Below are 22836 nucleotides of genomic sequence, written 5' to 3'. Positions count from 1 at the left end.
TTTTGAACCGGGCGGCATCGGGCTGCAGCGTGGTCCGGCTCATCACGGAGAGCGATGATTTAATGTCGGGACCGCTCGACGGTCTGGTAGATGCTGGAGTTGGAGCACGGGTTCAGGGTCGTCGACACCCACGTCCGTCTCGAACCCGACGCCGACCAGCGGTCGGGGGACGGCCCAGGGACACCTGAGCGGCTCGAACGGGAGATGCACCAGGCCGGGATTGTCCGATCGCTCGTCTATCCGGGCGAACGTGACGGATCGTATCTGAAAGCCAACAATGCGATCGCACGCATGAGCGTGGGGCGGCCCTTCGTCGCGCTGGCCCGGATCAACGGTCCGCGTGACCCCACCGGCGGGACGGGAGCGCGACTCCGTAACCTGGCCACAAGCCGGGCCCCGGAGCATACGGCCCCCGAGGACATCGAACAATTCGCCTACGACGATCGGTTTGTCGGGTTCAAAGTGCACCCGCCGGCCGACGGGTTACCCGACGAAGCAGTGATCGACGCGCTCGAAGCAGTCGGGCTGCCAGTCCTCGTTCACGGTGGTCAGGCGTTCGGGCCGGACTCCATCGAACGGACGCTGTTGACTGCCGACTTTCCGACGATCATCGCCCATTTCGGTGGGTATCCGCTCGATCGTGACCGGATGGCACGGACGATCGCACTCCTCGACGATCACGACGATCTGTATCTCGACACGAGTTTCGTCAGGCTCCGGGAACCACTCGAACGGGCACTCCGGGAACATCCGGATCGCGTGCTGTTCGGCAGTGGTGCGCCGAGTGCTCACCCCAGCGTGGCGATCATGGAGATCCTCACACTCGACGTTCCGGAAGACGCAATGCGAAAAGCGTTCTCGAACAATCCGGGCCGTGTGATCGACGCACTTGCCCCGTAGTCACCGCGAATCGTAGACCGCCACGGCACGATTTCGACCGGTCGAGCGGCCACCCGGGTTTCGACGGTCGCTTCGGTCCCTGGCTCTGGCGGCCAGCCCGTCTTTGAAACCGACGGGGATCCCAGTCACAACGCCCTGGCCGGAACTGAACCAGTCCGTGGCCGACTTCTTCCCGGCGAGGACGTCACGGAGCCCACCACTAGCGTCCGAAAGAGCCTGCTGGCAGACGCTCGCGACCACGGCGGGTCGAAATCCGTAATTTTTCGCCAGGAGGTACGCGAGCGATCGATACTCCCGGTTCCAGTTCGTCTCGCTGGTGCCACCGTCGGCACCGACCGGCCGCTCGACGGCCATGTCCGACCGCCATGAGACGGCCCGATTCATCCCGGCCGCCCGGTGTGAAAGGTCACGTGCGTCGTTGACGTCCAGGTATTCGTCGAACCCATCGAGATCGGCGAGAAGCTTCCGCGTGATGACCATGTTGTCGGGATTGACGTACGTGATGGACCGACCGGCAACGGTCCGTGATGTGGCGCACTCGGTCGTCTTTCCGGCCCGAACGCGTTTGTGAGTCGGTCCAGTGACGATCGGTGTCTCGCTCAGGCCCGTACGGATCGCCGTTGCCCAGTCGTCAGTGACTGACAGCCCCTGGTTGACGAACGCAATCGCGTCCCCGGTCGCGTGGTCGATGCCCGCATTGCGCGCGGCGTTGGTCGACCGGTCCGCGATTTCGACGAGGACATCGACGTCTTCGCGATCACGGACCATTCCGGTCGTCCCGTCCGCCGAGGGGCCGTTGACGACGATCACCTCACCCTCGGAGACGTGTGCGTTGACGGAGTCGAGCGTCCGTGCGAGTTGCTCTCGTCCGTTGAGCGTCGGGACGACTACCGAGAGTTCCATACACCTCAATATAGATCCGGATGACTAAAAACATCGCGTGATCGATCGTCTCTGACAACCAACCGTCAGCTTAGACCTGGCAGTGCCAGTACGAGACCGACGAGAGGCGATCGCCGCCCGGGGCTCGACCCACCGCTCGATCAAGTGTCCGGAACGCCGATGCCAGGCTGTCCGGGATCGCCCGGTAGAGCCCGTACGGAACGATGAAGTCGTGGGTCGCCCCGACCAGATCGAGGTCGGCCTCCCCGAGCAAACGGTCGATCTCCCATCGGGAGTACAACCGCGATCCCATCGGCAACGCCCAGTTGTAGATCGACCGGGTGCTAAAGCGGTTGAACGTATCGAAGAACACGACGTCTTTGGAGACCCGTCGCATCTCGCTGAGATACGATGCCGGCGTATCCGCCAGGTGGAAAAACCGCATCGCGATGACCGCGTCGAAGTGGTCGTCAGGGAACGGCAGCCGTCCGGCATCGCCCCGCATGAAATCGAGATGGGACTCGACCCCGGCAGTTTGGGCCTTCTGGCGACCCTGTTGGAGCATCGCCGAAGAGATGTCGAGGCCGACGATGTCCGCCCCACGCTCGGCCAACATCACGGTGAATCGACCGGTCCCGCAGGCGATTTCGAGCACGCGCGAGTCTTCGACCGGTCCGATGGCGTCCAGTACGGCCTGCTTTTCCCGCCGATCGATGAGCCGACCGCCACCCGAAAACCGCTTCTCCTCGTAGGCCTCGGCGATCTCGTCGGCCTGGTACCACTCCTGTCCTTTCACGCTATGGATTGTTCACCACGGGGTGATTAAAACGGTATTGGATCGATCCGCGACAGGCAATATAAGGGGATGCCCAAGAATACAAGGTATTATACCCTCCATATAGCCAATGCTTATCCGTCGGTTCCGACTCAATCCGGATATGAGCACGACGATCGAAGACGGGTCACGGACGGAGATCATCCTCACGGAGGGGGAGTTTCGCGAGCGCCTCCGTGAGTTGCCGCCGAGTGCGAAGCTGATCGCCAAGGTCCTGGAGACGGACCAACCGCTCTCACAGGGCGAACTCGCCACCGAATCGCTGCTGCCGGATCGGACCGTCCGATACGCGCTAAACCGCCTGGAGGATGCTGACCTCGTTTCCTCGCGATACAGCTACCGTGACGCCCGCAAACAGGTATACTACCTTACGACCGAGTAAACGACCTCTTTCTGGATCCGGCTTCCTGCCCCCGACGCCGTCCTTCCCGACGCGCTTTTGCGTTTCGACGAATTATCGGGCCCATGACCTTCGAAGCCGAACGTGCCGCTGCCCGGGATGTCGACGTCGCAGACATCGCGGACGCGATCGAGTCGATCGGCTTCGAGTGCACCCGGTGTGGCCACTGCTGTCGCGGACTCGGCGAGGCGGAACACACAGCGACGGTCTTCCCCGACGAGATCAGAGAGATCCAACGAGAGGGCGCGGATAACTGGCGCGATGTCGCCCGGCCAATGCCCTTTGGCCTCTCGGAAACTGACGGCGAGCCGACGACCGGCGAAACCTTCGAGTGGGCACTCCAGACCGATGCCTGCGGGGACTGTACGTTTTACGACGACGAGAACGAGGCATGTTCGATCTACGACCGCCGCCCGCTCATCTGTCGGACCTACCCGTTCAGTCTCTCGATCGAGGATGAGGGGGATGGGACGACCTCGCCGATGGGAAGTGTCGTCGATCGTGCGGGGCCGGTCCACGCCCACGAATGTGAGGGACTGGGACGCGATATCTCGCGGGAGGACGCGGAGGAACTGGCGGCCACGCTCAAACGACGGGCGATCCGCGAACGCGAGGAGGCTATCGGCGTCCGTGACAACTACGAGCCACGCGATGTCGACGGCGTGGTCGTCCACGACTCCGAGGGGCAGAAGCGACCGGATGGCACGCCCATCAGCGAGTGACACCACACCACAAGGCGGTCGACAAGTTCTTTAGGGAGGCCTCCGACGCCGGGAACGGAGGTTTAACCTTGGAAATCTCAGAGAAACTCTTGTGTCTGTTCAGTGCGGACGTAACTGCCGAGGACGACCGGTATGTCGTCGAGGTACCGCGACGGGAGATCGAAACCGGTTCGATCGAACCCGGTGAGACCTATCGGATTGCGCTGATTTCGGGCGAGGACGAACCGACAGACGAGCAACCGAGCACCGATACTGCGCCGAGCGAACCACAGCCGCCAGTCGAGAGCGGCGAGATCCGGTACGTCGAGATCGAGGATATCGGCAAGCAGGGCGACGGCATCGCTCGCGTCGAACGCGGGTACGTCATCATCGTCCCCGGCGCGGAGATCAACGACCGCGTCAAGGTGGAAGTCACCGAAGTGAAGTCGAACTTCGCCGTGGGCGAGATCATCGAAGAGGACATCTGACCGACGATATCGTTTCCCAGTCGTACCACATTCAGGCCCGTTGGGCTTCTCCCGACGGCCACACACCATCTGCCACGGAGATAATCGCAAGACATGAGTCGATTAACCGACCATACCAAATCGCCTATACCACTCTCGTCACTACAGTGAAACATGAGTACGAGTGCGGCTGGCACCCACGACGATGGACCGCTCTCGGAGAAACAACGCCGGATCCTTGATTACCTGCGAGCCAACGCAGACGACCAGACGTATTTCAAGTCCAGGCTCATCGGCGAGGAACTCGGTCTCTCGGCGAAGGAAGTCGGGACCAACATGGCCGCCCTCCAGGAGGGCGAGTACGATTTGACCGTCGAGAAGTGGGGGTACTCCTCCTCGACGACCTGGATGGTCGACGCCTGAAAGGAGAGCCCCGGCCGGAGCAACTGTTTCAACCGTCGTAGGCGACGTACTCGTCAGCTTCGGCGGCAAAGACGATGGCGTCCTCGCCGAATGATTCGGCGTATCTGACGACCAGCATCAATAGCGTCTCGGGGTGGCGAAGCGCGTACCCGTCCTCGCGTGTCAGCAGGCCGGCTTCCTCTAGCTGTGTCGCGTGTTTGCTGACGGTCGGGTTCGAGACATCCAGCCGTTCGGCGAGTTCGTTCGCGGTGGCACTCGGATCCCGGAGCAGTTCGATGATCATCCCTCGGGAGGTATCCCGACGGAGATAGCCGAGTGCCGTCCGTTCGAACTCGCTGAAACGATCCGCCGGGAAGAACCGTCGATATTCACCGTCGCGTTGACTTTCGATCGTGTTGTCCTGTAGCAGCGCGCGAAGGTGATGTTGTGTCTCGCCGGTCCCGAGTTGGAGATCGTCACGAAGCTTCGAGAAATGTGCCCCCGGCGTCGTCGACAGGTACCCGACGATCGCTCCCGGGGCGGTGCTGTCACTCCCCGAATCCGCCAGTCGAACGAGTGGACTGGCGGCCCCCAGTGCGGCGAACCGACGGAGCGTCGCGCGCTTGCTCTCGTCGACACCATCCCCAGCCATTGTTCACTCATTAGCATCGAGTTACAAAACGCCTTCGCTCGATCCGACGTTCGTCACGAAAAGCGGGGCTGTGTTCGTCAACCCGTTGGCGTCAAAGGTTGACCGACGCGATCCTCTCAGGACTCCTCGTCGGTATTGAACTCGTTGTCCATCTCCTCGATGACCTCGTCCGGATCTTTGATGTCGGCCGTTTCTTTGCCGGATTTGACCGCCTGTGCCTGCTCTTCCATTTCTTCGACGTCGACCTCGGCCTCCTGGTCGATCTGGCCGAGGATCTTCTCGATGTCGTCGAGGCCGAGCATCTCGCGGGTCTCGTCGTCGAAGTCGAGGCCTTCGAGGGTCGATTCGCCGTCCGTCTGGACGTCGCTGCCGGTGAGGTGCTTGCCGTACCGGCCGACGAGCGACGTCAGCTCCTGGGGCAGGACGAACTTCGTCGACTCGCCCTTGCCGATCTCCTCTAAGGTCTCCATGCCACGCTCGATGACTGCGCGCTCGCCCATCGCTTCGGCGGATTTGGCGCGCAACACGGTCGAGATGGCGTCACCCTGTGCTTCGAGGATCTGGCTCTGCTTTTCACCCTGGGCGCGGATGATGTTCGATTGCTTCTCACCCTGGGCCTCCTCGACGGCGGAACGACGCTCACCCTGCGCCTCGAGGATCATGGCACGCCGGCGGCGCTCGGCGGAGGTCTGTTGCTCCATGGCCTGTTGGACGTCTTTGCTCGGGTTGACCTCCCGGACTTCCACACTCTCGACGCGAATCCCCCACTCGTCGGTGGGTTCGTCGAGTTCCTTGCGGATCTTGGCGTTGATCTCCTGGCGCTTGTTGAGCGTGTCGTCGAGTTCCATGTCGCCAAGCACCGCACGGAGTGTCGTCTGTGCGAGGTTCGAGACGGCGCGCTTGTAGTTGTCGACTTCGAGGTAGGCCTTCTTTGCGTCCATCACCTTGATGTAGACGACGGCGTCGGCGGTCACCGGCGAGTTGTCACGCGTGATCGCCTCCTGTCGTGGCACGTCCAACGTCTGTGTCCGCATGTCGAACGTGTGGGTCGCCGAGACGAACGGCGGGACGAACGCGATCCCGGGTTCCAGCAGCTTCCGGTACTCCCCGAGTACCGTGAGGGCCTTCTTCTCCGTGGCATCGGTGATGACCACCATTTGCCAGACGGTCACCACAGCAATTGCCAGCAGTACCAGGGCGACAATGGGGAACAGTTCCGCACCCCCCAATTGTAGCGGGATACTTGATAACATACGCACTTGTCTTAGGAGGAACACAACAAAAGTGTTGGGCTCGTGCCGACGGAATATCCCAGAGCCGACGGCCGCCGCTTACGCGGATTCGGTTTCGCGGTCGAGTTCGCCCGTCGGTTCGTTTACGGATTCGTCTCCAGCCTCCCGTGTCGACGAGCCCGAGTCCGTCGCCTGTGACTGCTCGCCCGCCTCGCGGCCCCGTTCGAGTTCCGCCTCAATATCGTCGGAACTCAGCACGGCCATCGATTCGACCGTAAGGACGTTGCCGCCACCCGGATCGACGACGATGATCTCTTCGCCTTCCGGGATCTCGTCGTCGAACGCCCGGGCCTGATAGTGCGGGTTGAACCCACCGCTGTCGAGTTTGACCTCGCCGCCCGTGCCGGTGACGCGCTCGGTCACATGACCTGTTTTCCCCTTGAGCGAGTCAGAATCGCTCGTCTGGCCGGCCCCTTTCCCGCCGTAGAAGTCGAATTGACGGTAGGCATACAGCGCAATACTCCCGACACCCAACACCAACCCGGCCATGATCACGACCGAGAGGATCCCGAGCGACGACGGAAGGGCGAGGCCAACGAGGCCGGCGACCAGCAGCGCGATCCCGAGGACGATGAAGTGTGCCCCCGGGACGAACGCTTCCCCAATGACCAGTAGCGCTCCTACCAACAGCAATATTAGCGAGAGGTCTGCGCCCAGGACCGATACCATGCCCGCGAGTTAGACCCCAACCGGGTTAACAGTTCGGTCACCGACCAGTCGTTCTCCCAACTGGTCCGGTTCGCCGGGGCGGGACTCAAAACAGTAGCTGCCAGACGACGACCAGTCCAAACGCGAGGCCAAGCCCGACAAACAGCGCGTTCTCCGCCGAGGGCGAGCCAGCCTCGATCTCGGCGTACAGCGAGAACCCGTCCGTGTCGTCCTCCCCGTCGTCATCGGCCAGATCCTCGAGAGTGAACCGCCACTCGTCGTCACTTGCGGTGTCGTCCGCACCGTCTCCCGGTTCCCCGTTCCGTCCGTCCCCCGCCTCGTCGAACTCGACTGGGTCATCGTTCCACTCGTCGTCGTCCATACCGTGACTATCGGATCACGCGGCTAAAGTGCTTGGTCGTTCCCGAATCCGCCGGAACCTGGCTGTGGCGTCACTACCGAATTTTCGATCCGAGCGGCGCGTCCTCGTGGGTTCTCAGCAGGTCGGCCTCCTCGCCGGCAGCCAGCACCATCCCGTTTGACTCGTAGCCGAACAGTTCGGCCTTTTCCATGTTCGCGAGCAGGACGACACGGGTTTCGGGGAGGGACTCGACGTCGTGGAGTTGCTTGATCCCCGCGACGACCTGGCGAGTTTCGAGCCCGATGTCGACTTCTAGCCGGACGAGATCGTCGCTGTCCTCGATGGGGTCGGCCTCGACGATCTCGCCGACGCGAATGTCGAGTTCCTGGAAGTCATCGAAGCCGATCCGTTCCTCGGCGAGTGGTTCGAGATCCATGCCAGTCGGTTCGGCCCCGTCGCCGTCGTCGCTTTCGGTTTCCGCGTCGTCTTCGGCCTCGCCGTCGGTCGCTTCCGCGACGCGGGTTTCGAGCTTCTCGTTGAGTGCTTCGACGCGCTCGTCGGGGATTTTCTCGAACAGTTCCGTCGGTTCGTCGAACTCGGCAGGTGGCGCTTCGAGTGCGGCGTCGAGGGTCACGTCCGCGATCGACCCGTCCTCGTCGAGTTGTTCCCAGAGGCGTCGGGACGTGTCAGGGGTGGTCGGCTGGAGCAAGACGGCGACGGCCTTGGCGATCTGGACGCAGTCACGGATGACCGGCGCGGCATCGTCGTCGTCCAGATTCCAGGGCTCGTGGCGCTGGATGTACTCGTTGCCAAAGCGGGCGAGTTCAACCCCCGCCTGGGTGGCCGTCCGGATCGAGTAGTCGTTGACGCCCGCCTCGAAATCGTCGATGGCTGCCTCGATGCGATCCTCGACTTCCGGAGAGAGTTCGACATCGGGCGTACCACCGTAGTTGCGGTCGGCAAAGAGCAGCGACCGATAGGCGAAGTTACCGACCGTGCCGACGAGTTCGCCGTTGACCCGCTCGCGGAAGCGATCCCACGAGAAGTCGATGTCGTCCTGGAAGCCGCCGACGGTCGTCAGGTAGTACCGCAGGAGGTCCGGATGGAAGCCCTCATCGAGGTACTCCCGCGCCCAGATCGCGCGATTGCGACTCGTCGAGAAGGCGTCGCCGTCCAGACTCATGAACCCGCTGGCGACGACGGCGCGTGGCTCGTTGTAGTCGGCGACGTGGAGCATGGCGGGCCAGAAGATGGTGTGGTGTTGGATGATGTCCCGCCCGATGACGTGGATGATCTCCCCGCTATCGGGGCCGGCCGGCTCGTCGGCCTTCCAGGCCCCCTCCCAGTCGTAGGTCTCGGGACTCACTCGATCGGTGTACTGCTTCGTCGAGGCGATGTACTCGATGGGCGCGTCGACCCAGACGTACAGGACGAGGTCGTCGACAGTGTCCTCACCTGCGTCGTCAACCTCCGGATAGTCGAAGCCCCAGTCCATATCGCGGGTGATACACCAGTCCTGTAGGCCCTCCTCGATCCACTGGCGGGGCTGATTTTTCGCGTTGGCGGTTCCCTCGAGGCGGTCGAGGAATTCCGAGAGGTACTCCGCGAGTTTCGAGACCGTGAAGAATTTGTGGGTACGCTCGCGGTACTCCGCGGGGTTGCCCGAGATCTTCGAGACGGGATCCTCGATCTCGCCGGGTTCGAGGTGACGCCCACAGCCCTCGTCGCACTCGTCACCGCGGGCGGTCTCGCCGCAGTAGGGACAGGTCCCGACGACGTACCGATCGGGCAGCGGCTGGTCGTCCTGGGGGTCCCAGGCGACCTTGATCTCCTGCTCGTCGATGTAGCCTTCCGCCTCCAGGGTTTCGACGATCTCGTGGGTCAATTCCCGATTTGTTTCCTGGTGGGTGTGCCCGTAGTTGTCGAAGTCGATATCGAACTGCGGGAACGTCTCCTCGTACTGTTCGTGGTACTCCAGAGCGAACGCTTCGGGGTCGATATCGTCCTGAATCGCCTGGACGGCGATCGGGGTCCCGTGCATGTCCGACCCGGAGACGAAGGCCGTCTGCTGGCCGAGTTTCTCCAGGGAACGGGTCAGGACGTCGCCGCCGACGTAGGTTCGCAGGTGGCCGATGTGCAGGTCGCCGTTGGCGTATGGCAACCCGCAGGTCACCACTGCGGGATTCTCGGTGGGGAACGCGTCGTGGCTCATGCTACAGTGTACCGCCAGTGGATTCATTAACGCGATGGTTTGCGGTCGTGGGGTTCGATGGGTTTGCCGTGGGTGTGTTTCTGACTCGGGACGGTCGACGCCTCGGAGTGGACGGGACTGTCGCCGAACGGGCTGTCCCGAGTCCGACCGCCCAATGGCGATTCGGGACGTGGAGTATGCGTCCATCGCGGCGAGAACAGGGTCCACCCGGCCCTAGCAGGATGGCATGTGCATCTGGCGGGTGAGCGAGACCCACGTCAGACCCCCCTCACTTCGTGGCCGGGGACAAAAACATTGCTCAATCCGTGACGCTGACGCCCCCGAACGCCACAAAGCCCGTCACGACGAGATCAACCTCGTCGTGGTCACGTTCGTGACGTTTCCGCTCGTCTTCGGCCCCGCCGAAGATCGGCAGGATGTCCATCCGAACGTTCCACGCCGGCGGGACGGCGATCTCACAGCCACCGAACATGGCGGTCGCGTTGATCGTCGCCGGTCGATCCTCGATGTTCGCCTCCCGGAGGTCGAGTTCGACGCCGCCGAACAGCGCCGTCAGGTCCGCGCCCGCAAACGCCGCCGTAGTCGTGCGTTGCCCACTGCCCCCGAAGACCCCGACCGAGCTGATGTAGGTGTCGGTGATCACCCGCGAATCCCCCCGGAAGTGACCGGCGATGATCGAGATGCCGACGGCTACGAGGAGCAACGGCCAGAGCTGCGTGACCTGCTCGGCCGCGACGTAATCCAGGGCGACCAGTTGCCAGGCCCCGGCCACGGCGACGACCACGATCGGCCCGAAGAGGTTCCGAAAGTCGCTGCTGATCAGGGCGTACACCCCCAGGAGGACGAACAACGAGGGGACGTACTGTAGCAGTATCGACGCGTCGTAGGTGTCGGTGGTCTCGACGAGCAACGTCACGCCGACGACGATCATGATCGCCCCGAGAACGAACTGATTCGTCAGATTTCGACGGTTCATACCGCCTCAATCGCCGGGAAACTCTATAAAGCTATGTTCCCCCGATCCGGACCACGCTCACTGGATTGCAGAATCGTTTCTGTCGGGTTGCCTGCCAAAGCCGTCCCTGATCTGTGCCGCCACTCGTCTGCAACCGGACGACGGCCAGTCGAAGTGCCGTTGTTTCACGATGAGACGACACTGTTAATGGTTGGCCGGTAAACAGATCGACCATGCAAACTGTCATTCTTGCTGCCGGCCAGGGCACCCGAATGGGACCGCTGACGGAGTCGACGCCGAAACCGATGCTCCCCGTCGCCGGGCGGCCGCTCGTCGCCCACGTCGCGGACGCAGCCGTCGAGGCTGGCGCGTCGGAGCTGGTCGTCGTCGTGGGCTACGAGGCCGAGGCAGTTCGGTCGTTCTTCGGCGAGACGTATCGCGATGTGCCGGTCACGTTCGCCGTCCAGGAGACACAGGCGGGCACCGCCGACGCCGTCCGGGCCGCCCGCCCGGAACTCGACGGCGCGTTCGCGGTGTTGAACGGCGACAATCTCTACGATCCGGGGGCGATCGAACAGCTGTTCGACAACGCCCCCTCGCTGGCGACCTACGAGGTCGCCGATCCGTCGAACTACGGCGTCGTTTCCGTCACCGACGGCATCGTTACCGACATCGTCGAGAAACCCGCCGACCCGCCGACGAACCTCGCGAACACCGGTGCGTACGTCTTCCCGGAAGCGGCCATCGACTGGCTCGACGTTCCAGAGAGCCAGCGCGGCGAGTACGAAATCACTGACGTCGTTTCCCGCGTCATCGACGAACACGAAGTGACGCCGGTGACGCTTTCACGCTGGCGTGACGTCGGCCGTCCCTGGGAATTGCTTGAAGCCAACGAAACCCTCTTGGCTGAACTCGATGGCGACGTCCAGGGGACGGTCAGTGAGGACGCTGACCTCCGGGGGACCGTGGTCGTCGAGGACGGCGCAACGATCGAACCGGGCGTCGTGATCGAGGGGCCAGTGTACGTCGGTGCCGGCGCGTCGGTCGGCCCGAACACCTACCTCCGCGGGGCGACCTATCTCGGCGAGAACGTCCACGTCGGCAACGGCGTCGAGATCAAAAACAGCGTGATCCGGTCGGGGACGAACGTCCCGCATCTCTCCTACGTCGGCGACAGCGTCCTCGGCCAGGACGTGAACTTCGGGGCCGGAACGAACGTCGCGAACCTCCGCCACGACGGCGACGACGTTGGACTCACAGTCAAAGGCGATCGGCTCTCGACGGGACGGCGAAAGTTCGGTGTCGTTGTCGGCGACGGCGTCAAGACCGGTATCAACACGAGCCTCGAACCCGGTGTCACGCTTTCGGGCGGCGTGCGTACCGAACCCGGCGAGCGCGTGCGTCGCGATCGCTGATTGTCGCCACCGGTTCGCCCGATTTTGATGGCCGTCTCAGTTTTGGTCCGCTACCCACAGTTGACAGACGCGCTCGAACTCGTCGTCGGAGAGTTGTCCTGTCGCGAAGTGATCGGCCGCCAGTCGCAGATCGTTGTCGGTGACCTGTCCCTCGGCCAGGACGCGCTCGAGGACATCGGTGACGACCGCAACCGAATCCGCCCCCTCGATCGCGATGTCGTCACCGTCGACGAAGACGGCACCGTCGATCGGCAGAGTCGTGCCGCCGGCGGTATCCGCCGGCACTGTCGCGTCGTATTCGACGACGATGCGGCCGTCGACGTCCTCGAAGGCCAGAAACAACGTCGATCCCTGGGTCGCAAACTCCGTCGGATCGGGGCTTGTCCCGTACAGTGCCAGCTCGGTACCGGCCAGCCGTTCTCTGATCGCAAGTCGTTCCGGTGGGTTGTCGATCGAAAGCGTCACTGCCACCTCGCCACCCGGAGCCACGTGGCTGGGCGCGAGATCGCGTTCGACGCTCGGTCCTGGGGCATCCGTCGGTTCCGCGGTCTCGATATCGGTTGTGTCATCGTCGGAGTCTCCGCCGCCCCCGAACGCGTCTTCGGGGCCAAAGAGGCGCGTCCAGACGACCAGCAGGCTCGGGAGGACGAGCACGCTCGCGAGGAACGCATAGATGATCGTCAGGCCGGTGATCAGCCCGAACTGCTGGAGCGGCGGCAGGATGGCGAACACGAGCACGCCGAACCCACCGACCGTCGTCGCGGCACTACCCAGCAGTGCCCCGCCGGTCCCGGTGACTGCCCGGTCGAGGGCTTCGAAGACCGAACCGGTCTCTTCGAGCTCCTGGTTGTATCGTTCGCTGAGGTGGATACTGTAGGCGACCCCGAGCCCGACAGTCAGGCTCGTGATCATCCCCGTCATCACGTTGAAAGGGATGCCGAAGGCGTACATCGTCCCCAGGATCCACGCCACGCTGAGGACGACCGGCAGCAGCGTCACGAACCCGAGGGTCGCACTGCCATCACTGATCCGATAGACGACCATCAGGAACGCGAAGACGGCCACGAGCGTGATCAACAGACTCTGGATCACCGTCTCCAGGAGCTGATTCTGGACGATCTCGAAGATGATCGTCTGGCCGGTGGCGGACGCTTCGAGGCCGTTTTCCGAGAGCGAATCGGCGACCGACCGCATCTGGTCGGTTACGTCAGTACTCGATGCAGTCCCCTGGATCGTCACGACGATCCGGGCAGCCGCGTACTCCCCGTCGTCCCGATAGAGGACTGACTGGGCCTGCTGGGGTGCGACGTCATAGAGCGTATCGTAGACGCCGGCGACGTTCTCGTCCGGAACGCGGTCATTGTCGGTGTCCGCAGCGGATAACGTCGCATTGAACGTCTCGTTTTGGGCGGCAACGGTTTCTATTACCGACAGGGGTGACCGCACGTCGGGTTGACCGCCGGGGAGTTTCTGCGTGACGTCCTTCTCCGCGATCGTCCCTCGTGCCTCGGCCAGCTGTTCAGTCCCGTCGGCTGTCGCGACATCATCGCGTATCAGCAATTGGGCCTGTGAGTCCTCCCGGACGAACCGCTCGTTGACGTACTGGAGGTTGTTCTTCGCGGTGTATTCGCCGGGTTTGAACGGCTCCGGGAGGTCTTCCATCCATCCCGGTGGATCCTCGGCGAGGAAGTCTTCCTGAGCAAAGCTCGTGTCGACCTGTGTTCCTGCGTAGGCACCGCCGACCGAGAGCAACACGGCGAGGACGATGATCACGTAGGGGATCTTCCGTGCGCCGATCGATCCGACTTTGAGTAGCTGGCTGAGTCGGCCGCCACCGGTTCCGATCGCTCGCTTGCGGCGGTCGATGCCGAAGCCTTCGAGAACCTCGTCGAGTTCGACTTTGAGCGCCGGAATCAGGACGCCAAAGACCAACAGCGCAGCCACGATTCCGACGGAGCTCACGATACCGAAGTCCTGAATCGGGGGGACCGGGCTCGTCAGGTTCGAGAGGAAGCCGATGACTGTCGTCGCGGTCACCAGCGTGAGCGCGACGCCGACGCCACCCAATGCGACCCGCATCGCCTCGCGTGGACCGCGGTCCGCGTCGTTGCGTCGCTCGCGATGGCGCATGAAGATGTGGATCGCGTAGTCGATCGAGAGCCCGATCAACAGTACGGGCACGGCGATGAAGATCTGGTTGAAGCTGATGTCGGCCCAGCCCATGAACCCGAACGTCCAGATCAGGACCGCACCGATACCGAACAGGCCAAGCAGGATATCGAGAATGTCACGGTACCCGATCGCCAGCGCTGCCAGAACGAAGATCAGCGCGAGCGGGCCGACGATCAGCATGCTGTCGCTCATCGAGCGGTTGATCTCGTCGGTGATCAACCCGCTCCCGAAGACCAGATACTCCTCGTCGAAGTCCCCACCGAGGTCCTGCATCGCAAGCTGGGAGTCGACGATCCGGTCGGAGACAGTCCCGCCGGGCGCGACAGCGCTGTCGGTCCGCTGGGTGACCAGCAGCATCGTCGCCTCGGCGGTCGTCGATCCCTGCTCGTACTCGCTGGACATCAGCCCCAGGGCGCCGTTCCCGCCACCGTTTTCGCCGTCGCCGAGCACGAGTTCGATCGTCGATTCGAGCTCGGTGGTGTTCATCGACGCAAGTTGGGTGATCTGCTCGTCGAGTGTGATCCCGGAGACGTTCTCGAGGGCTGCACGCTGCTCCTGGAGGGTCGCGCCGAGTTCTTCGAGGCGTTCACCCTGCTCGCGAAGTGACGCTCCCTGCTCTTGGAGGGCAGCGCCCCGTTCCTGGAGGGCCTGGCCCCACGCTTCGAGGGACTGTTGGCGAGTTTGAAGGGTCTGGTACTCCGCGGCGAGGACCCCCTGCGTGCCGAGTTCGTACGCCGACTGGATCGACTCCTGGTCGGTCGCGTTCCGGAGATCCTGAGCGGCTGTCCGGAACGTCGCGTAGTGGGTTTCGTTCAACGTCACTGGCGCATTCTGGGCCACCGCGTCGAACCGGTCCCGAACACTCGCCGATGGGTCCTCACGGAGTGTAGTGAGGGCGGTCCGGAGGCTCTGGGCCGTCGCGTTCAGCTGGGCCGCTCGCGTCGCGACCGCCTCCCGCGTTTGGTTGAATTCAGTTCGATTCGCCTGGAGCGCAGCGCGTTGTTCCTGTAGCTGGGTCCGTTGCTCCTGGACGGTCGCGTTCAGCTGCCGGAACTCCGCGAGCGTGGCCTGCAACTCGGCCCCTCGTTCGCGCTGGATCGCGGCCGTTGCGATCGCGTTGGCGATACCGGTTGTGGGTGACCCTTCGGCCAAGGTGGGCCCGACAGTCGCGTTGTTCCTGAGGGCTTGTTGGTATTCTACCGTCTCGATCAACGTCTCGTTGCTGAGGACGTTCTCCCCACGAACGATAATCTGTGCCGTGGTCGTGTTTTCAGCCCCAGTCGAGAAGTTCTGGTCGATATAATCCAGGTCCGCTGCTTCGGGTGTGTCCGACTGGAACTGATCGAGCGACGACGTCTGGTCCACCTGAGCGGCCCCCGCGCCGACGAGGACTGTCACGACGAGCATCACCGCGATCGCTGCTTTCGTATGATCGGTGATCGCGTCGACGACCCTGTCGGTCAGGCTCATTGTGGACCTCCAATACGATATCTGAAACCAGTCATTCGTAGTATCGCCTTTCCGGGCGAGTTGGTTATAGGCTTTCCGGAATTTACTGAATGTTCGTTCAAATAGTTCCGCTTTCTCGGGAGTTCAGCACCCGAGCTTCGAACCTACCCCCCGTCTCCGCGAACAGCTGATACATAAAATCCAAAGATTGATCATTGACTAACCGTTCAATTATCGGCATGGGGAACAATACGCCAGTGGGTAGCATGCGCTCGTCCGATCCACTCGATCCGGGTGTGATCGGCGAGACAGTCGACGATCATCTCGGATCTGTCCTGCCGAGCGCACCGGACGCCCTCGTCGACGATGCACGTACATTGCTTGGAAAGATGTCGGACCGGATCCGTGGCCAGTGGCTCGTCGTGGGCGCACAGACTGGTTCGGCGGACATCGATATTGAGGACATCCTCCCGGCAGCAACGAGTGTCGAACTCGTCTACGGACAGGCAGTAGCTAACGCTCAAGCGGCCGGCTTCGACACTGGGGCGTTGGACCGTGACCAGGCGCTGTTGACCAGCGATTATCTCCATTCGCTCGCGTACACGGCGATGGGATCCGTCAAAAGTGACCCGTCAGTCCGGCAGGCCTGTTTCGATTCACTCTCGGACGCGAGTCAACGGCTTGCTTCCTTGTGGAGCCGACTGGAAGAAACACGGGCCGAGGATTCCTCAGCGCCGGACTCGGTCCCGATCGATCCGATCGTGATGGCGACGGCGGGTGATATCGCCGGACTGCTGGGAGGTAGCGACCCGGATTCGCGATCGGCGCTCCGAGAAGCCGGCGCGGCACTCGGGATCGCTCGCTGGCGACCTGACGGACAGTCTCCTGCCGACGACCAGACGGATGTCGTCGCCGAGACGATGCCCGGCAAGTGGTCGGCTAGTGATGTCGTCTCTGTCGGCGATCCGGATCGTCTCCGGGGGCTTTTGGATCCACTCCCACAGTCGTCCGCGACCGAGACGCTTCGGTCGTTTGCCACCTCACGGTGTCCGAACGCCGTCGAACATCGCCCCAACATCCATGAGTGAGTTACCTGCGGCGACTGCTGTCGCCACGAACCCGATCGGTCGGCATCCCGTGACCCGGACGGACGCCGACCGGAAGCCGATTTCCGCTTCGAAACGGTTCCGTGACCGGCGACCACAACCGTGGCAGGGGGTGATACAGTGACCGGGTGGTTCGAGACGACGGACTCGACCGACGAGGAGATCATGGCGGCGACCTATCGAGCACTGTGTGCCCACGGGTACGCCGGGACAACCATCTCCAGAATCGGCGAGGAGTTCGAGAAGAGTCAGTCGCTGCTGTACTATCATTACGACGACAAGGACGATCTCCTGGCGGACTTTCTGGCCTATTTACTCGATCGACTCGAGGCCGATCTGCAGGACACCGAGATGACAGAACCCCGACAGCGACTGACCGCGCTCTTCGAGAAACTCGCCCCGTCCGATCCGGACGAGGCACAGCGACAGTTCTTCCAGGCGCTGCTCGAGATGCGCGCCCAGACGCCGCACAACCCGGCATATCGGGATCAATTCGAACGCTCGGACGCGCTCATCGTCGCCGAGCTCACCGAGACGATCGAGGCCGGTATCGAACAAGGAACCTTTGTCGAAGTCGATGCCGATCGGACGGCTGCTTTCCTCTATTCGACACTGTACGGCACGCTCGATCGGTGTGTCACGCTGGGCGAGTGGGAACTGTTCGACCAGACTCGTCGCGAACTCGACCGGTACGTCGAGACGACGCTTTTGGCTGATGTCGCCGAGGACTAACCAGCCGCTCACTCGATGTGGATCGCGGGTTTGCCGGGATCGGCACGCTCGGCCAGGTCAGCGTCTTGCGTCGCTTCCGCCGTCTCGACGCTGATCGACGCGTCGAACTCTTCTCGGAGCAGCCACGCCGCCCGTTCCAGGACCGCCTGCTCAGTGGTCGGTTCAAGCACGGGTTCCAGCGACCGACGACGCTCCTGTAAGTCGGCGAGATACGGCCCCGCTACGTCCCGGTGGTCGGCGACAAGGTCGTCTTCGAACGCCTCGCTGACGACCGCGCTCTCGGGATCGGCCCTCCGAACTGTCTCGTAGGCGCGGTACTTCCACTCGGGGGCGATGACCAACGTGATCGCTTCGGGGTCGTCGATCCCGGCAACCTCACAGATGTCCCGGACGTCGGCCCGCGTCGTCTCGATCAGCGAGCGCTCGATCCGGTAGTCGCCGACCGCCGCCGCCGGCTGTGGCCAGTCGGCTTCGGCGGCGAGCCCGTCACATCGTAGCAGATTCCAGAGCTCTTCGGCCAGATAGGGAGTGATCGGCGCGATCAGCGCCGCAATCGTCTCGAGTCCACGTCGATACACTGTTTCGTGGACTGGCCCCACTTCGGTGTACTGTCCGAGCACGCCCGCAAGCGATCGAATCTCCGAAATCGCCCGGTGGAATCGGAACGCGTCGAACTCTTCGGTCGTTGCGGCGATCGTCCGGTCGATCTCCCGGTCGAGGTAGTCGTCTCTGGGCTCGCGCTCGCCCCGATCGCTTTCGCGCCCGACGAACGACTGTACCATCTCGTAGAGCTGTTGCTGGAGATCGTAGGCCGAACTCACGTCCTTGGCGGTCCACTCGAAGTCCTGGCGCGGGTGAGCGGCCCCGAGGACGAACAATCGGGTCGTCTCCGGGCCGTACTCGTGGGGCGTGATGACGTTCCCCTTCGCCGTCGACATCTTCTCGCCGCCGTGCAGTACCGTCCCCTGGTTGACGAGTCGTTGGACGGGCTCGCTCTCCTCGAGGAGACCGAGATCGGAGAGCACGCGGGCGAAAAACCGGATGTAAAGCAGGTGGAGGACGGCGTGTTCCTCGCCGCCGACGTAGACGTCGACGGGCAGCCACTCGGCTGCCTGGTCCGTGTCGAACGGCGTGTCCGCTTGTGCGGCCGAGAGAAATCGCAGGAAGTACCACGACGAGTCGACGAAGGTGTCCATCGTGTCGGTCTCCCGGCGGGCGTCCGCGCCACACTCCGGACACGTCGTTTCCACGAACTCGCTGTTCTCGGCCAGCGGGTTCCCTGCTGTCGGTTCGTACTCGGGCAACTCGACCGGGAGTTCGTCCTCTGGAACCAGGACGGGGCCACACGCCTCACAATGGACGACCGGGATCGGCGTCCCCCAGTAGCGCTGCCGGGAGATGAGCCAGTCCCGCAGCCGATAGGTGACGGCGGACTCGGCGACATCCAGGTCGGCGAGCAATCGGTCGCGGGCCGTCTCGGTGTCCAGGCCGTCGTACGCCTCGCTGTTTTCGAGAGTGCCCTCGCCGGTATCGGCGGCCGAGGAGAAGTCGTGTTCGTCGGTATCGCCTTTCAGGACCGGCTCGATCGGCAGGTCGTGTTCGCTCGCGAAGGCGTGATCGCGCTCGTTGTGGGCGGGCACGCCCATGACAGCCCCCGTCCCCACGTCGTCGAGGACGTACTCGGCGACGTAGATCGGCATCTCCTCGCCGGTCAGTGGGTGGATCGCGCGGACGCTGGTTTCGACGCCACTCGCCGTTGACCGCCGCTCGGCTTCCGATCGTCCCCGCGTTCCGTCCAGATACGTCGCCACTGCATCGTCTTTCGCGGCCAGTTTACGGGCCAGTTCGTGACCCGGCGAGACGGCGAGGAAGGTCGCGCCGTAGATCGTATCCAGACGGGTCGTGAACGCGTCGACGGTGCCGTACTCGGGCACCTCGAAGGTCACGTTCGCCCCGTCCTGTTTGCCGATCCAGTTGCGCTGGATCTCCCGGACGCTCTCTGGCCACCCGTCGAGTTCGTCGAGGCCTGCAAGCAACTCCTCGGCGTAGTCGGTGATCGAAAAGAACCACTGGTCGAGTTCACGGGTCTCGACCGGCGTCTCACACCGCCAGCAGACACCCTGGCTCGAAACCGGCCCGTCGACGCCGGCGTCGTGATCGTGGTCGTCCTCGTCGGGTGCCGGTTCGACCTGGGCGTCCGCCAGCACGGTCTCGCAGTTCGGACACCAGTTGACAGCGGCAGCCTCGTACTCCACCAGCCCTTCCTCGTAGAACCGCTCGAAGAACCACTGGTTCCACTGGTAGTATTCGGGGTCGCTGGTCGTGAACTCCCGACTCCAGTCGTAGCCAAACCCCATCGCCTCCATCTCCTCGCGCATGTCCTCGATGCAGGTCTCCGTCCAGGACTGGGGGTCCGTCAGTTGGCGCTCGGCGGCGTTCTCGGCGGGCAACCCGAACGCATCCCAGCCCATCGGTTGGAGGACATCGTCCCCACACATCCGCCGATACCGGGCGTAGGCATCGGTGATCGCGTAGTTGCGGACGTGGCCCATGTGGAGGTTCCCGGACGTATAGGGAAACATGCCGAGAACGTACGTCGGATTCTCGGCGTCCGGTGGACACTCGTAGATGTCTTTGCGATCCCACTCGAACTGCCAGATCTCCTGGACTGCCTGGGAGGAATACCGATCTCGGTGAGACATTTCCTTGCTCGTCCTTACCGGAGTCGAGACAAAAACTTGCGGGACGATCTCCTCAAATAGCCCCCATAGTCCCGGGAATGCTTTTGTGTTCGTCGGCGCACCCACGAGTATGCAACTGACGTTTCTGGGGACGGGGAGTGCCATGCCCACCGGCGACCGCAACCAGACCGGACTGTTGCTCGAAGCCGACGGCAACCGACTGCTGATCGACTGCGGGAGCGGTATCCTCGACGCGCTGGCAGCGACCGACTCAGGGTACACCGACCTCGACGCCGTCCTTCTCACCCATCACCACCTCGACCACGTCGCGGATCTACTACCCCTGTTGAAGGCCCGCTGGCTGGCTGACGCCCCGCCGCTCCGGATCGTCGGCCCATCCGGTACCGAATCCCTCCTCGACGAACTCCTCGATATCCACGGCTACCTCCGGAAACACGTCGAGCCGACGGTGGCCGACATCGAGGTCGGTGAGACGATGCTCGCGGGTTTCGACATTTCGGCGCGGGAGATCCACCACTCGATGGCCGGCTTTGGCTACCGACTCTCGCCGACCGGCACTGACCGTCCCGCAGTCGTCTTCAGCGGCGACACCGTGGCGGTTCCCGAATTTCTCACCGTCGCCGACGGGGCCGAGGTTTTGGTTCACGACTGTTCGTTCCCGGACGACATCGAGACGGACAACCACGCGACGCCTGCGTCACTGGGGACAGCCCTCGATGCAGCCGACGCTACTGTTGGGACGCTATATCTCACGCACCTCTATCCCCACACTGACGGTCGTCATCAGGAAATGGTCGCGTCGGTTCGCGAGCGTTACGACGGCGCGGTCGCCGTCGCTCGCGACGGGTTGACCGCCGAGTTGTAGGCCAGGCGGGTCACTCTACGTCACCCGTGATGACTTCCACAGCGCTGATCCGAAGAATGACCCGCTCGGTCTCGATCGGTGTCGGATACTCCTCCTCGTCGAGATATCGCTGTGCGAGCGCGTCGATGTGCTCACGTGCGCCCTCGGTCGTCGTCGATTCGACTTCGCCGGTCACCGACAGGAACCGATAGGGGTTGTCCGGGTCTGTCATGCTCACCGAAACTGTCGGGTCGCGGGCCACGTTCCGCTCCTTGCGTCGCCCGCGTTCGGTATTGATCAGAATCCGGTCGTCGTCGGCGTCGTAGTCGACCCACACGGGTGTTGTGTGTGGCTTCCCGTCTGCGGTCATCGTGGTCAGATGGGCGAAGGTCCGTTTCTCGAAGAGGTCCTGAAACGCGGCGGGAATGCTCGCCATAGCCGGGCGTTGTCGTCGCTGGAGATTAACAGTATCGCCGCGGGTGTCAGCCACGCACCCCTCAGGCGCGCTCGAGAACGACCCGGAAGTCGGCCCCGCCGGCGTCGCTCTCACGGAGTTCGACCGTCCCACCGTAGGATTCGGTCAACGCGCGGACGAATCCCAGCCCCAGACCGGTCCCCTCGCTGTCCGGCCCCTTTCGCCCCATCTCGAAGATCTCGTCGCGGATCTCCCCGGGAACGCCGGCACCGTCGTCAGCCAGGCCGACGACCACCGCATCCGCATTCACTTCCTCAGCGTAGATCGAGACCGTTACGGGTTCGTCGTTGTGGATCGCCGCGTTCGAGAGGATGTTCGTGAACACCGAATCGAGTAGATCACCACCGTACACCTGGCATTCGAAGTCCGCGGGGTCGAACTCGACAGTGAGATCGTCGTACTGTGTGTCGACAGTCGAGACTGTCTCTTCGAGTTCTCGCCGGAGTGATTTGGGCTCGGGTTCGTCGGCCTCCTCCAGCGTGGAGACGAGATCTCCGACGCGTTCGATGAGGTCGGCCGCGTCCTCGGCCGCGTGGTTGATGCGTTCGACGTACTCCAGGGTTTCACCGTCGACGCTGTCCGCGACGAAATCAGTGAATCCGGAGATCACTTGCAGATCATTGCCCAGGTCGTGTCGCAGGAGCCGGTCGTACAGCTCGATCATCTCCTTGCGGGTTTCGAGATCCTTTCGTGCGCGTTCGAGTTGTTCTCTCGACCGGATGTTACTGATCGCGGTGGCGGCGTGGGAGGCGAGAATTTCGAGCGGTTCGGCGTGTTCGGCGCCGATCTCGTCGACCGATGTCGCTCGTGTGACCAGCACCACGATGACCTCGTCGACGATACTCGCCGGGACGGCAAGCGTAGCCGTTACGTCCGAATCCTCAACCACACCGGCTTCGTCTCCCGTCCGACGAACCGTCTCGCCGGTGTCGATGGCCTGGGTCACCACCGGCGTCGACTCGTCCCCTGGATCGAAGTGGGGGTTCGTACTGTCTGCGACTTCCGGATGTCCGTTTCGAACCACGACGAACGTTGCGTAGGGAAAATCAAACAACAGCGACACCGCTTCCAGTGTGAGCGAGACGACTTCGTCGACACTCTCACAACTATTGAGTGCCTGACCGTATCGATTCAGATCGGCAACCTGGCTGGCGAAATCCGGCTGGTTCTCGAATGACATTTCGGGTGAGTATACTCCGTCGGCTTAGCATCACACCCACATCAAAAAATCGTT

Annotated in this window: 21 protein-coding genes; 9 read left to right on the top strand and 12 right to left on the bottom strand. The window is 63.0% G+C overall.

The genetic code is table 11. The features are described from left to right. Positions 1–90 precede the first annotated feature (90 nt). Entirely contained in the window at positions 91–900 is an 810-nt protein-coding gene (locus HBNXHr_RS08310) for an amidohydrolase family protein (protein ID WP_275881794.1), read from the top strand. On the opposite strand, the gene HBNXHr_RS08305 is transcribed toward HBNXHr_RS08310, so the two are convergent. Together HBNXHr_RS08305 and HBNXHr_RS08300 are read right to left on the bottom strand one after the other, a co-directional pair. Beyond that, complete coding sequence (locus tag HBNXHr_RS08305) at positions 901–1803, bottom strand: glycosyltransferase family 2 protein (protein ID WP_275736775.1); 903 nt, start codon at positions 1801–1803, stop codon at positions 901–903. 70 nt (positions 1804–1873) lie between these two features. Continuing rightward, a complete protein-coding gene (locus HBNXHr_RS08300) occupies positions 1874–2578 on the bottom strand; it encodes a methyltransferase domain-containing protein (protein WP_275881793.1) in 705 nt (234 codons plus the stop codon). A gap of 142 nt (positions 2579–2720) precedes the next feature. Here HBNXHr_RS08300 and HBNXHr_RS08295 point away from each other — a divergent pair, with 142 nt between their 5' ends. From HBNXHr_RS08295 to HBNXHr_RS08280, 4 genes are all read left to right on the top strand, one after another. Beyond that, positions 2721–2999 (top strand): helix-turn-helix domain-containing protein, encoded by a 279-nt coding sequence (locus tag HBNXHr_RS08295; protein ID WP_275736773.1) that lies wholly within the window; start codon positions 2721–2723, stop codon positions 2997–2999. Between the two features lie 83 nt (positions 3000–3082). Then, positions 3083–3739, top strand: a complete 657-nt coding sequence (locus HBNXHr_RS08290) for a YkgJ family cysteine cluster protein (RefSeq protein WP_275881792.1) — start codon at positions 3083–3085, stop codon at positions 3737–3739. Between the two features lie 68 nt (positions 3740–3807). Continuing rightward, on the top strand, positions 3808–4206 hold the full coding sequence (locus HBNXHr_RS08285; protein WP_275736771.1) for a TRAM domain-containing protein: 399 nt from the start codon (positions 3808–3810) through the stop codon (positions 4204–4206). Positions 4207–4359: 153 nt separating this feature from the next. Next, the gene (locus HBNXHr_RS08280) at positions 4360–4608 is read left to right on the top strand and encodes a hypothetical protein (protein WP_275736770.1); all 249 of its coding nucleotides are present in this window, start codon (positions 4360–4362) and stop codon (positions 4606–4608) included. A 28-nt stretch (positions 4609–4636) separates the two neighbouring features. Here HBNXHr_RS08280 and HBNXHr_RS08275 read toward each other — a convergent pair whose 3' ends face one another. From HBNXHr_RS08275 to HBNXHr_RS08250, 6 genes are all read right to left on the bottom strand, one after another. Then, positions 4637–5239, bottom strand: coding sequence for an ArsR family transcriptional regulator (locus HBNXHr_RS08275; RefSeq protein WP_275736769.1), 603 nt, complete (start codon positions 5237–5239; stop codon positions 4637–4639). A gap of 116 nt (positions 5240–5355) precedes the next feature. Then, positions 5356–6492 carry an SPFH domain-containing protein gene (locus tag HBNXHr_RS08270; protein WP_275881791.1) on the bottom strand — a complete coding sequence of 379 codons (1137 nt, stop codon included), beginning with the start codon at positions 6490–6492 and terminating at the stop codon, positions 5356–5358. 78 nt (positions 6493–6570) lie between these two features. Beyond that, entirely contained in the window at positions 6571–7200 is a 630-nt protein-coding gene (locus HBNXHr_RS08265) for an NfeD family protein (protein WP_275881790.1), read from the bottom strand. A gap of 85 nt (positions 7201–7285) precedes the next feature. Then, entirely contained in the window at positions 7286–7561 is a 276-nt protein-coding gene (locus HBNXHr_RS08260; protein ID WP_275736766.1) for a hypothetical protein, read from the bottom strand. 73 nt (positions 7562–7634) lie between these two features. Next, positions 7635–9752, bottom strand: coding sequence for a methionine--tRNA ligase (metG, locus tag HBNXHr_RS08255; RefSeq protein WP_275881789.1), 2118 nt, complete (start codon positions 9750–9752; stop codon positions 7635–7637). A gap of 298 nt (positions 9753–10050) precedes the next feature. Beyond that, positions 10051–10728: a LiaF domain-containing protein gene (locus tag HBNXHr_RS08250; protein WP_275736764.1), complete on the bottom strand. Its 678-nt coding sequence runs from the start codon at positions 10726–10728 to the stop codon at positions 10051–10053. 212 nt (positions 10729–10940) lie between these two features. On the opposite strand from HBNXHr_RS08250, the gene glmU reads away from it, so the two are divergent. Beyond that, positions 10941–12122, top strand: coding sequence for a bifunctional sugar-1-phosphate nucleotidylyltransferase/acetyltransferase (glmU, locus tag HBNXHr_RS08245; RefSeq protein WP_275881788.1), 1182 nt, complete (start codon positions 10941–10943; stop codon positions 12120–12122). Positions 12123–12158: 36 nt separating this feature from the next. Here the strand turns inward: glmU and HBNXHr_RS08240 are convergent, their stop codons facing one another. Then, positions 12159–15764 carry an MMPL family transporter gene (locus HBNXHr_RS08240; protein ID WP_275881787.1) on the bottom strand — a complete coding sequence of 1202 codons (3606 nt, stop codon included), beginning with the start codon at positions 15762–15764 and terminating at the stop codon, positions 12159–12161. Positions 15765–15982: 218 nt separating this feature from the next. Between HBNXHr_RS08240 and HBNXHr_RS08235 the strand changes: the two genes are divergently transcribed. Together HBNXHr_RS08235 and HBNXHr_RS08230 are read left to right on the top strand one after the other, a co-directional pair. After that, complete coding sequence (locus HBNXHr_RS08235) at positions 15983–16831, top strand: hypothetical protein (RefSeq protein ID WP_275881786.1); 849 nt, start codon at positions 15983–15985, stop codon at positions 16829–16831. 138 nt (positions 16832–16969) lie between these two features. Next, on the top strand, positions 16970–17581 hold the full coding sequence (locus tag HBNXHr_RS08230; protein ID WP_275881785.1) for a TetR/AcrR family transcriptional regulator: 612 nt from the start codon (positions 16970–16972) through the stop codon (positions 17579–17581). Between the two features lie 8 nt (positions 17582–17589). On the opposite strand, the gene leuS is transcribed toward HBNXHr_RS08230, so the two are convergent. Continuing rightward, positions 17590–20283, bottom strand: coding sequence for a leucine--tRNA ligase (gene leuS, locus HBNXHr_RS08225; protein ID WP_275881784.1), 2694 nt, complete (start codon positions 20281–20283; stop codon positions 17590–17592). Positions 20284–20392: 109 nt separating this feature from the next. On the opposite strand from leuS, the gene HBNXHr_RS08220 reads away from it, so the two are divergent. Further along, positions 20393–21148 (top strand): MBL fold metallo-hydrolase, encoded by a 756-nt coding sequence (locus HBNXHr_RS08220; protein WP_275881783.1) that lies wholly within the window; start codon positions 20393–20395, stop codon positions 21146–21148. 10 nt (positions 21149–21158) lie between these two features. On the opposite strand, the gene HBNXHr_RS08215 is transcribed toward HBNXHr_RS08220, so the two are convergent. Beyond that, entirely contained in the window at positions 21159–21563 is a 405-nt protein-coding gene (locus HBNXHr_RS08215) for a PPOX class F420-dependent oxidoreductase (RefSeq protein WP_275881782.1), read from the bottom strand. 61 nt (positions 21564–21624) lie between these two features. Continuing rightward, on the bottom strand, positions 21625–22782 hold the full coding sequence (locus HBNXHr_RS08210; protein WP_275736756.1) for an ATP-binding protein: 1158 nt from the start codon (positions 22780–22782) through the stop codon (positions 21625–21627). Positions 22783–22836 lie beyond the last annotated feature (54 nt).

The sequence above is a fragment of the Halorhabdus sp. BNX81 genome, from assembly GCF_029229925.1.
In the GTDB taxonomy this organism is placed as follows: domain Archaea; phylum Halobacteriota; class Halobacteria; order Halobacteriales; family Haloarculaceae; genus Halorhabdus.
The sequence above is the reverse complement of the archived record's forward strand: the minus strand, read 5'-3'. Positions and strand labels throughout refer to the sequence as shown.

Bases quoted from the DNA above. Each gene is read 5' to 3' on its own strand.
- HBNXHr_RS08310 (WP_275881794.1), top strand. From the start codon at position 91: ATGCTGGAGTTGGAGCACGGGTTCAGGGTCGTCGACACCCACGTCCGT.
- HBNXHr_RS08305 (WP_275736775.1), bottom strand. From the start codon at position 1,803: ATGGAACTCTCGGTAGTCGTCCCGACGCTCAACGGACGAGAGCAACTC.
- HBNXHr_RS08295 (WP_275736773.1), top strand. From the start codon at position 2,721: ATGAGCACGACGATCGAAGACGGGTCACGGACGGAGATCATCCTCACG.
- HBNXHr_RS08290 (WP_275881792.1), top strand. From the start codon at position 3,083: ATGACCTTCGAAGCCGAACGTGCCGCTGCCCGGGATGTCGACGTCGCA.
- HBNXHr_RS08280 (WP_275736770.1), top strand. From the start codon at position 4,360: ATGAGTACGAGTGCGGCTGGCACCCACGACGATGGACCGCTCTCGGAG.
- HBNXHr_RS08275 (WP_275736769.1), bottom strand. From the start codon at position 5,239: ATGGCTGGGGATGGTGTCGACGAGAGCAAGCGCGCGACGCTCCGTCGG.
- HBNXHr_RS08270 (WP_275881791.1), bottom strand. From the start codon at position 6,492: ATGTTATCAAGTATCCCGCTACAATTGGGGGGTGCGGAACTGTTCCCC.
- HBNXHr_RS08265 (WP_275881790.1), bottom strand. From the start codon at position 7,200: ATGGTATCGGTCCTGGGCGCAGACCTCTCGCTAATATTGCTGTTGGTA.
- HBNXHr_RS08260 (WP_275736766.1), bottom strand. From the start codon at position 7,561: ATGGACGACGACGAGTGGAACGATGACCCAGTCGAGTTCGACGAGGCG.
- metG (WP_275881789.1), bottom strand. From the start codon at position 9,752: ATGAGCCACGACGCGTTCCCCACCGAGAATCCCGCAGTGGTGACCTGC.
- HBNXHr_RS08250 (WP_275736764.1), bottom strand. From the start codon at position 10,728: ATGAACCGTCGAAATCTGACGAATCAGTTCGTTCTCGGGGCGATCATG.
- glmU (WP_275881788.1), top strand. From the start codon at position 10,941: ATGCAAACTGTCATTCTTGCTGCCGGCCAGGGCACCCGAATGGGACCG.
- HBNXHr_RS08240 (WP_275881787.1), bottom strand. From the start codon at position 15,764: ATGAGCCTGACCGACAGGGTCGTCGACGCGATCACCGATCATACGAAA.
- HBNXHr_RS08235 (WP_275881786.1), top strand. From the start codon at position 15,983: ATGGGGAACAATACGCCAGTGGGTAGCATGCGCTCGTCCGATCCACTC.
- leuS (WP_275881784.1), bottom strand. From the start codon at position 20,283: ATGTCTCACCGAGATCGGTATTCCTCCCAGGCAGTCCAGGAGATCTGG.
- HBNXHr_RS08220 (WP_275881783.1), top strand. From the start codon at position 20,393: ATGCAACTGACGTTTCTGGGGACGGGGAGTGCCATGCCCACCGGCGAC.
- HBNXHr_RS08215 (WP_275881782.1), bottom strand. From the start codon at position 21,563: ATGGCGAGCATTCCCGCCGCGTTTCAGGACCTCTTCGAGAAACGGACC.
- HBNXHr_RS08210 (WP_275736756.1), bottom strand. From the start codon at position 22,782: ATGTCATTCGAGAACCAGCCGGATTTCGCCAGCCAGGTTGCCGATCTG.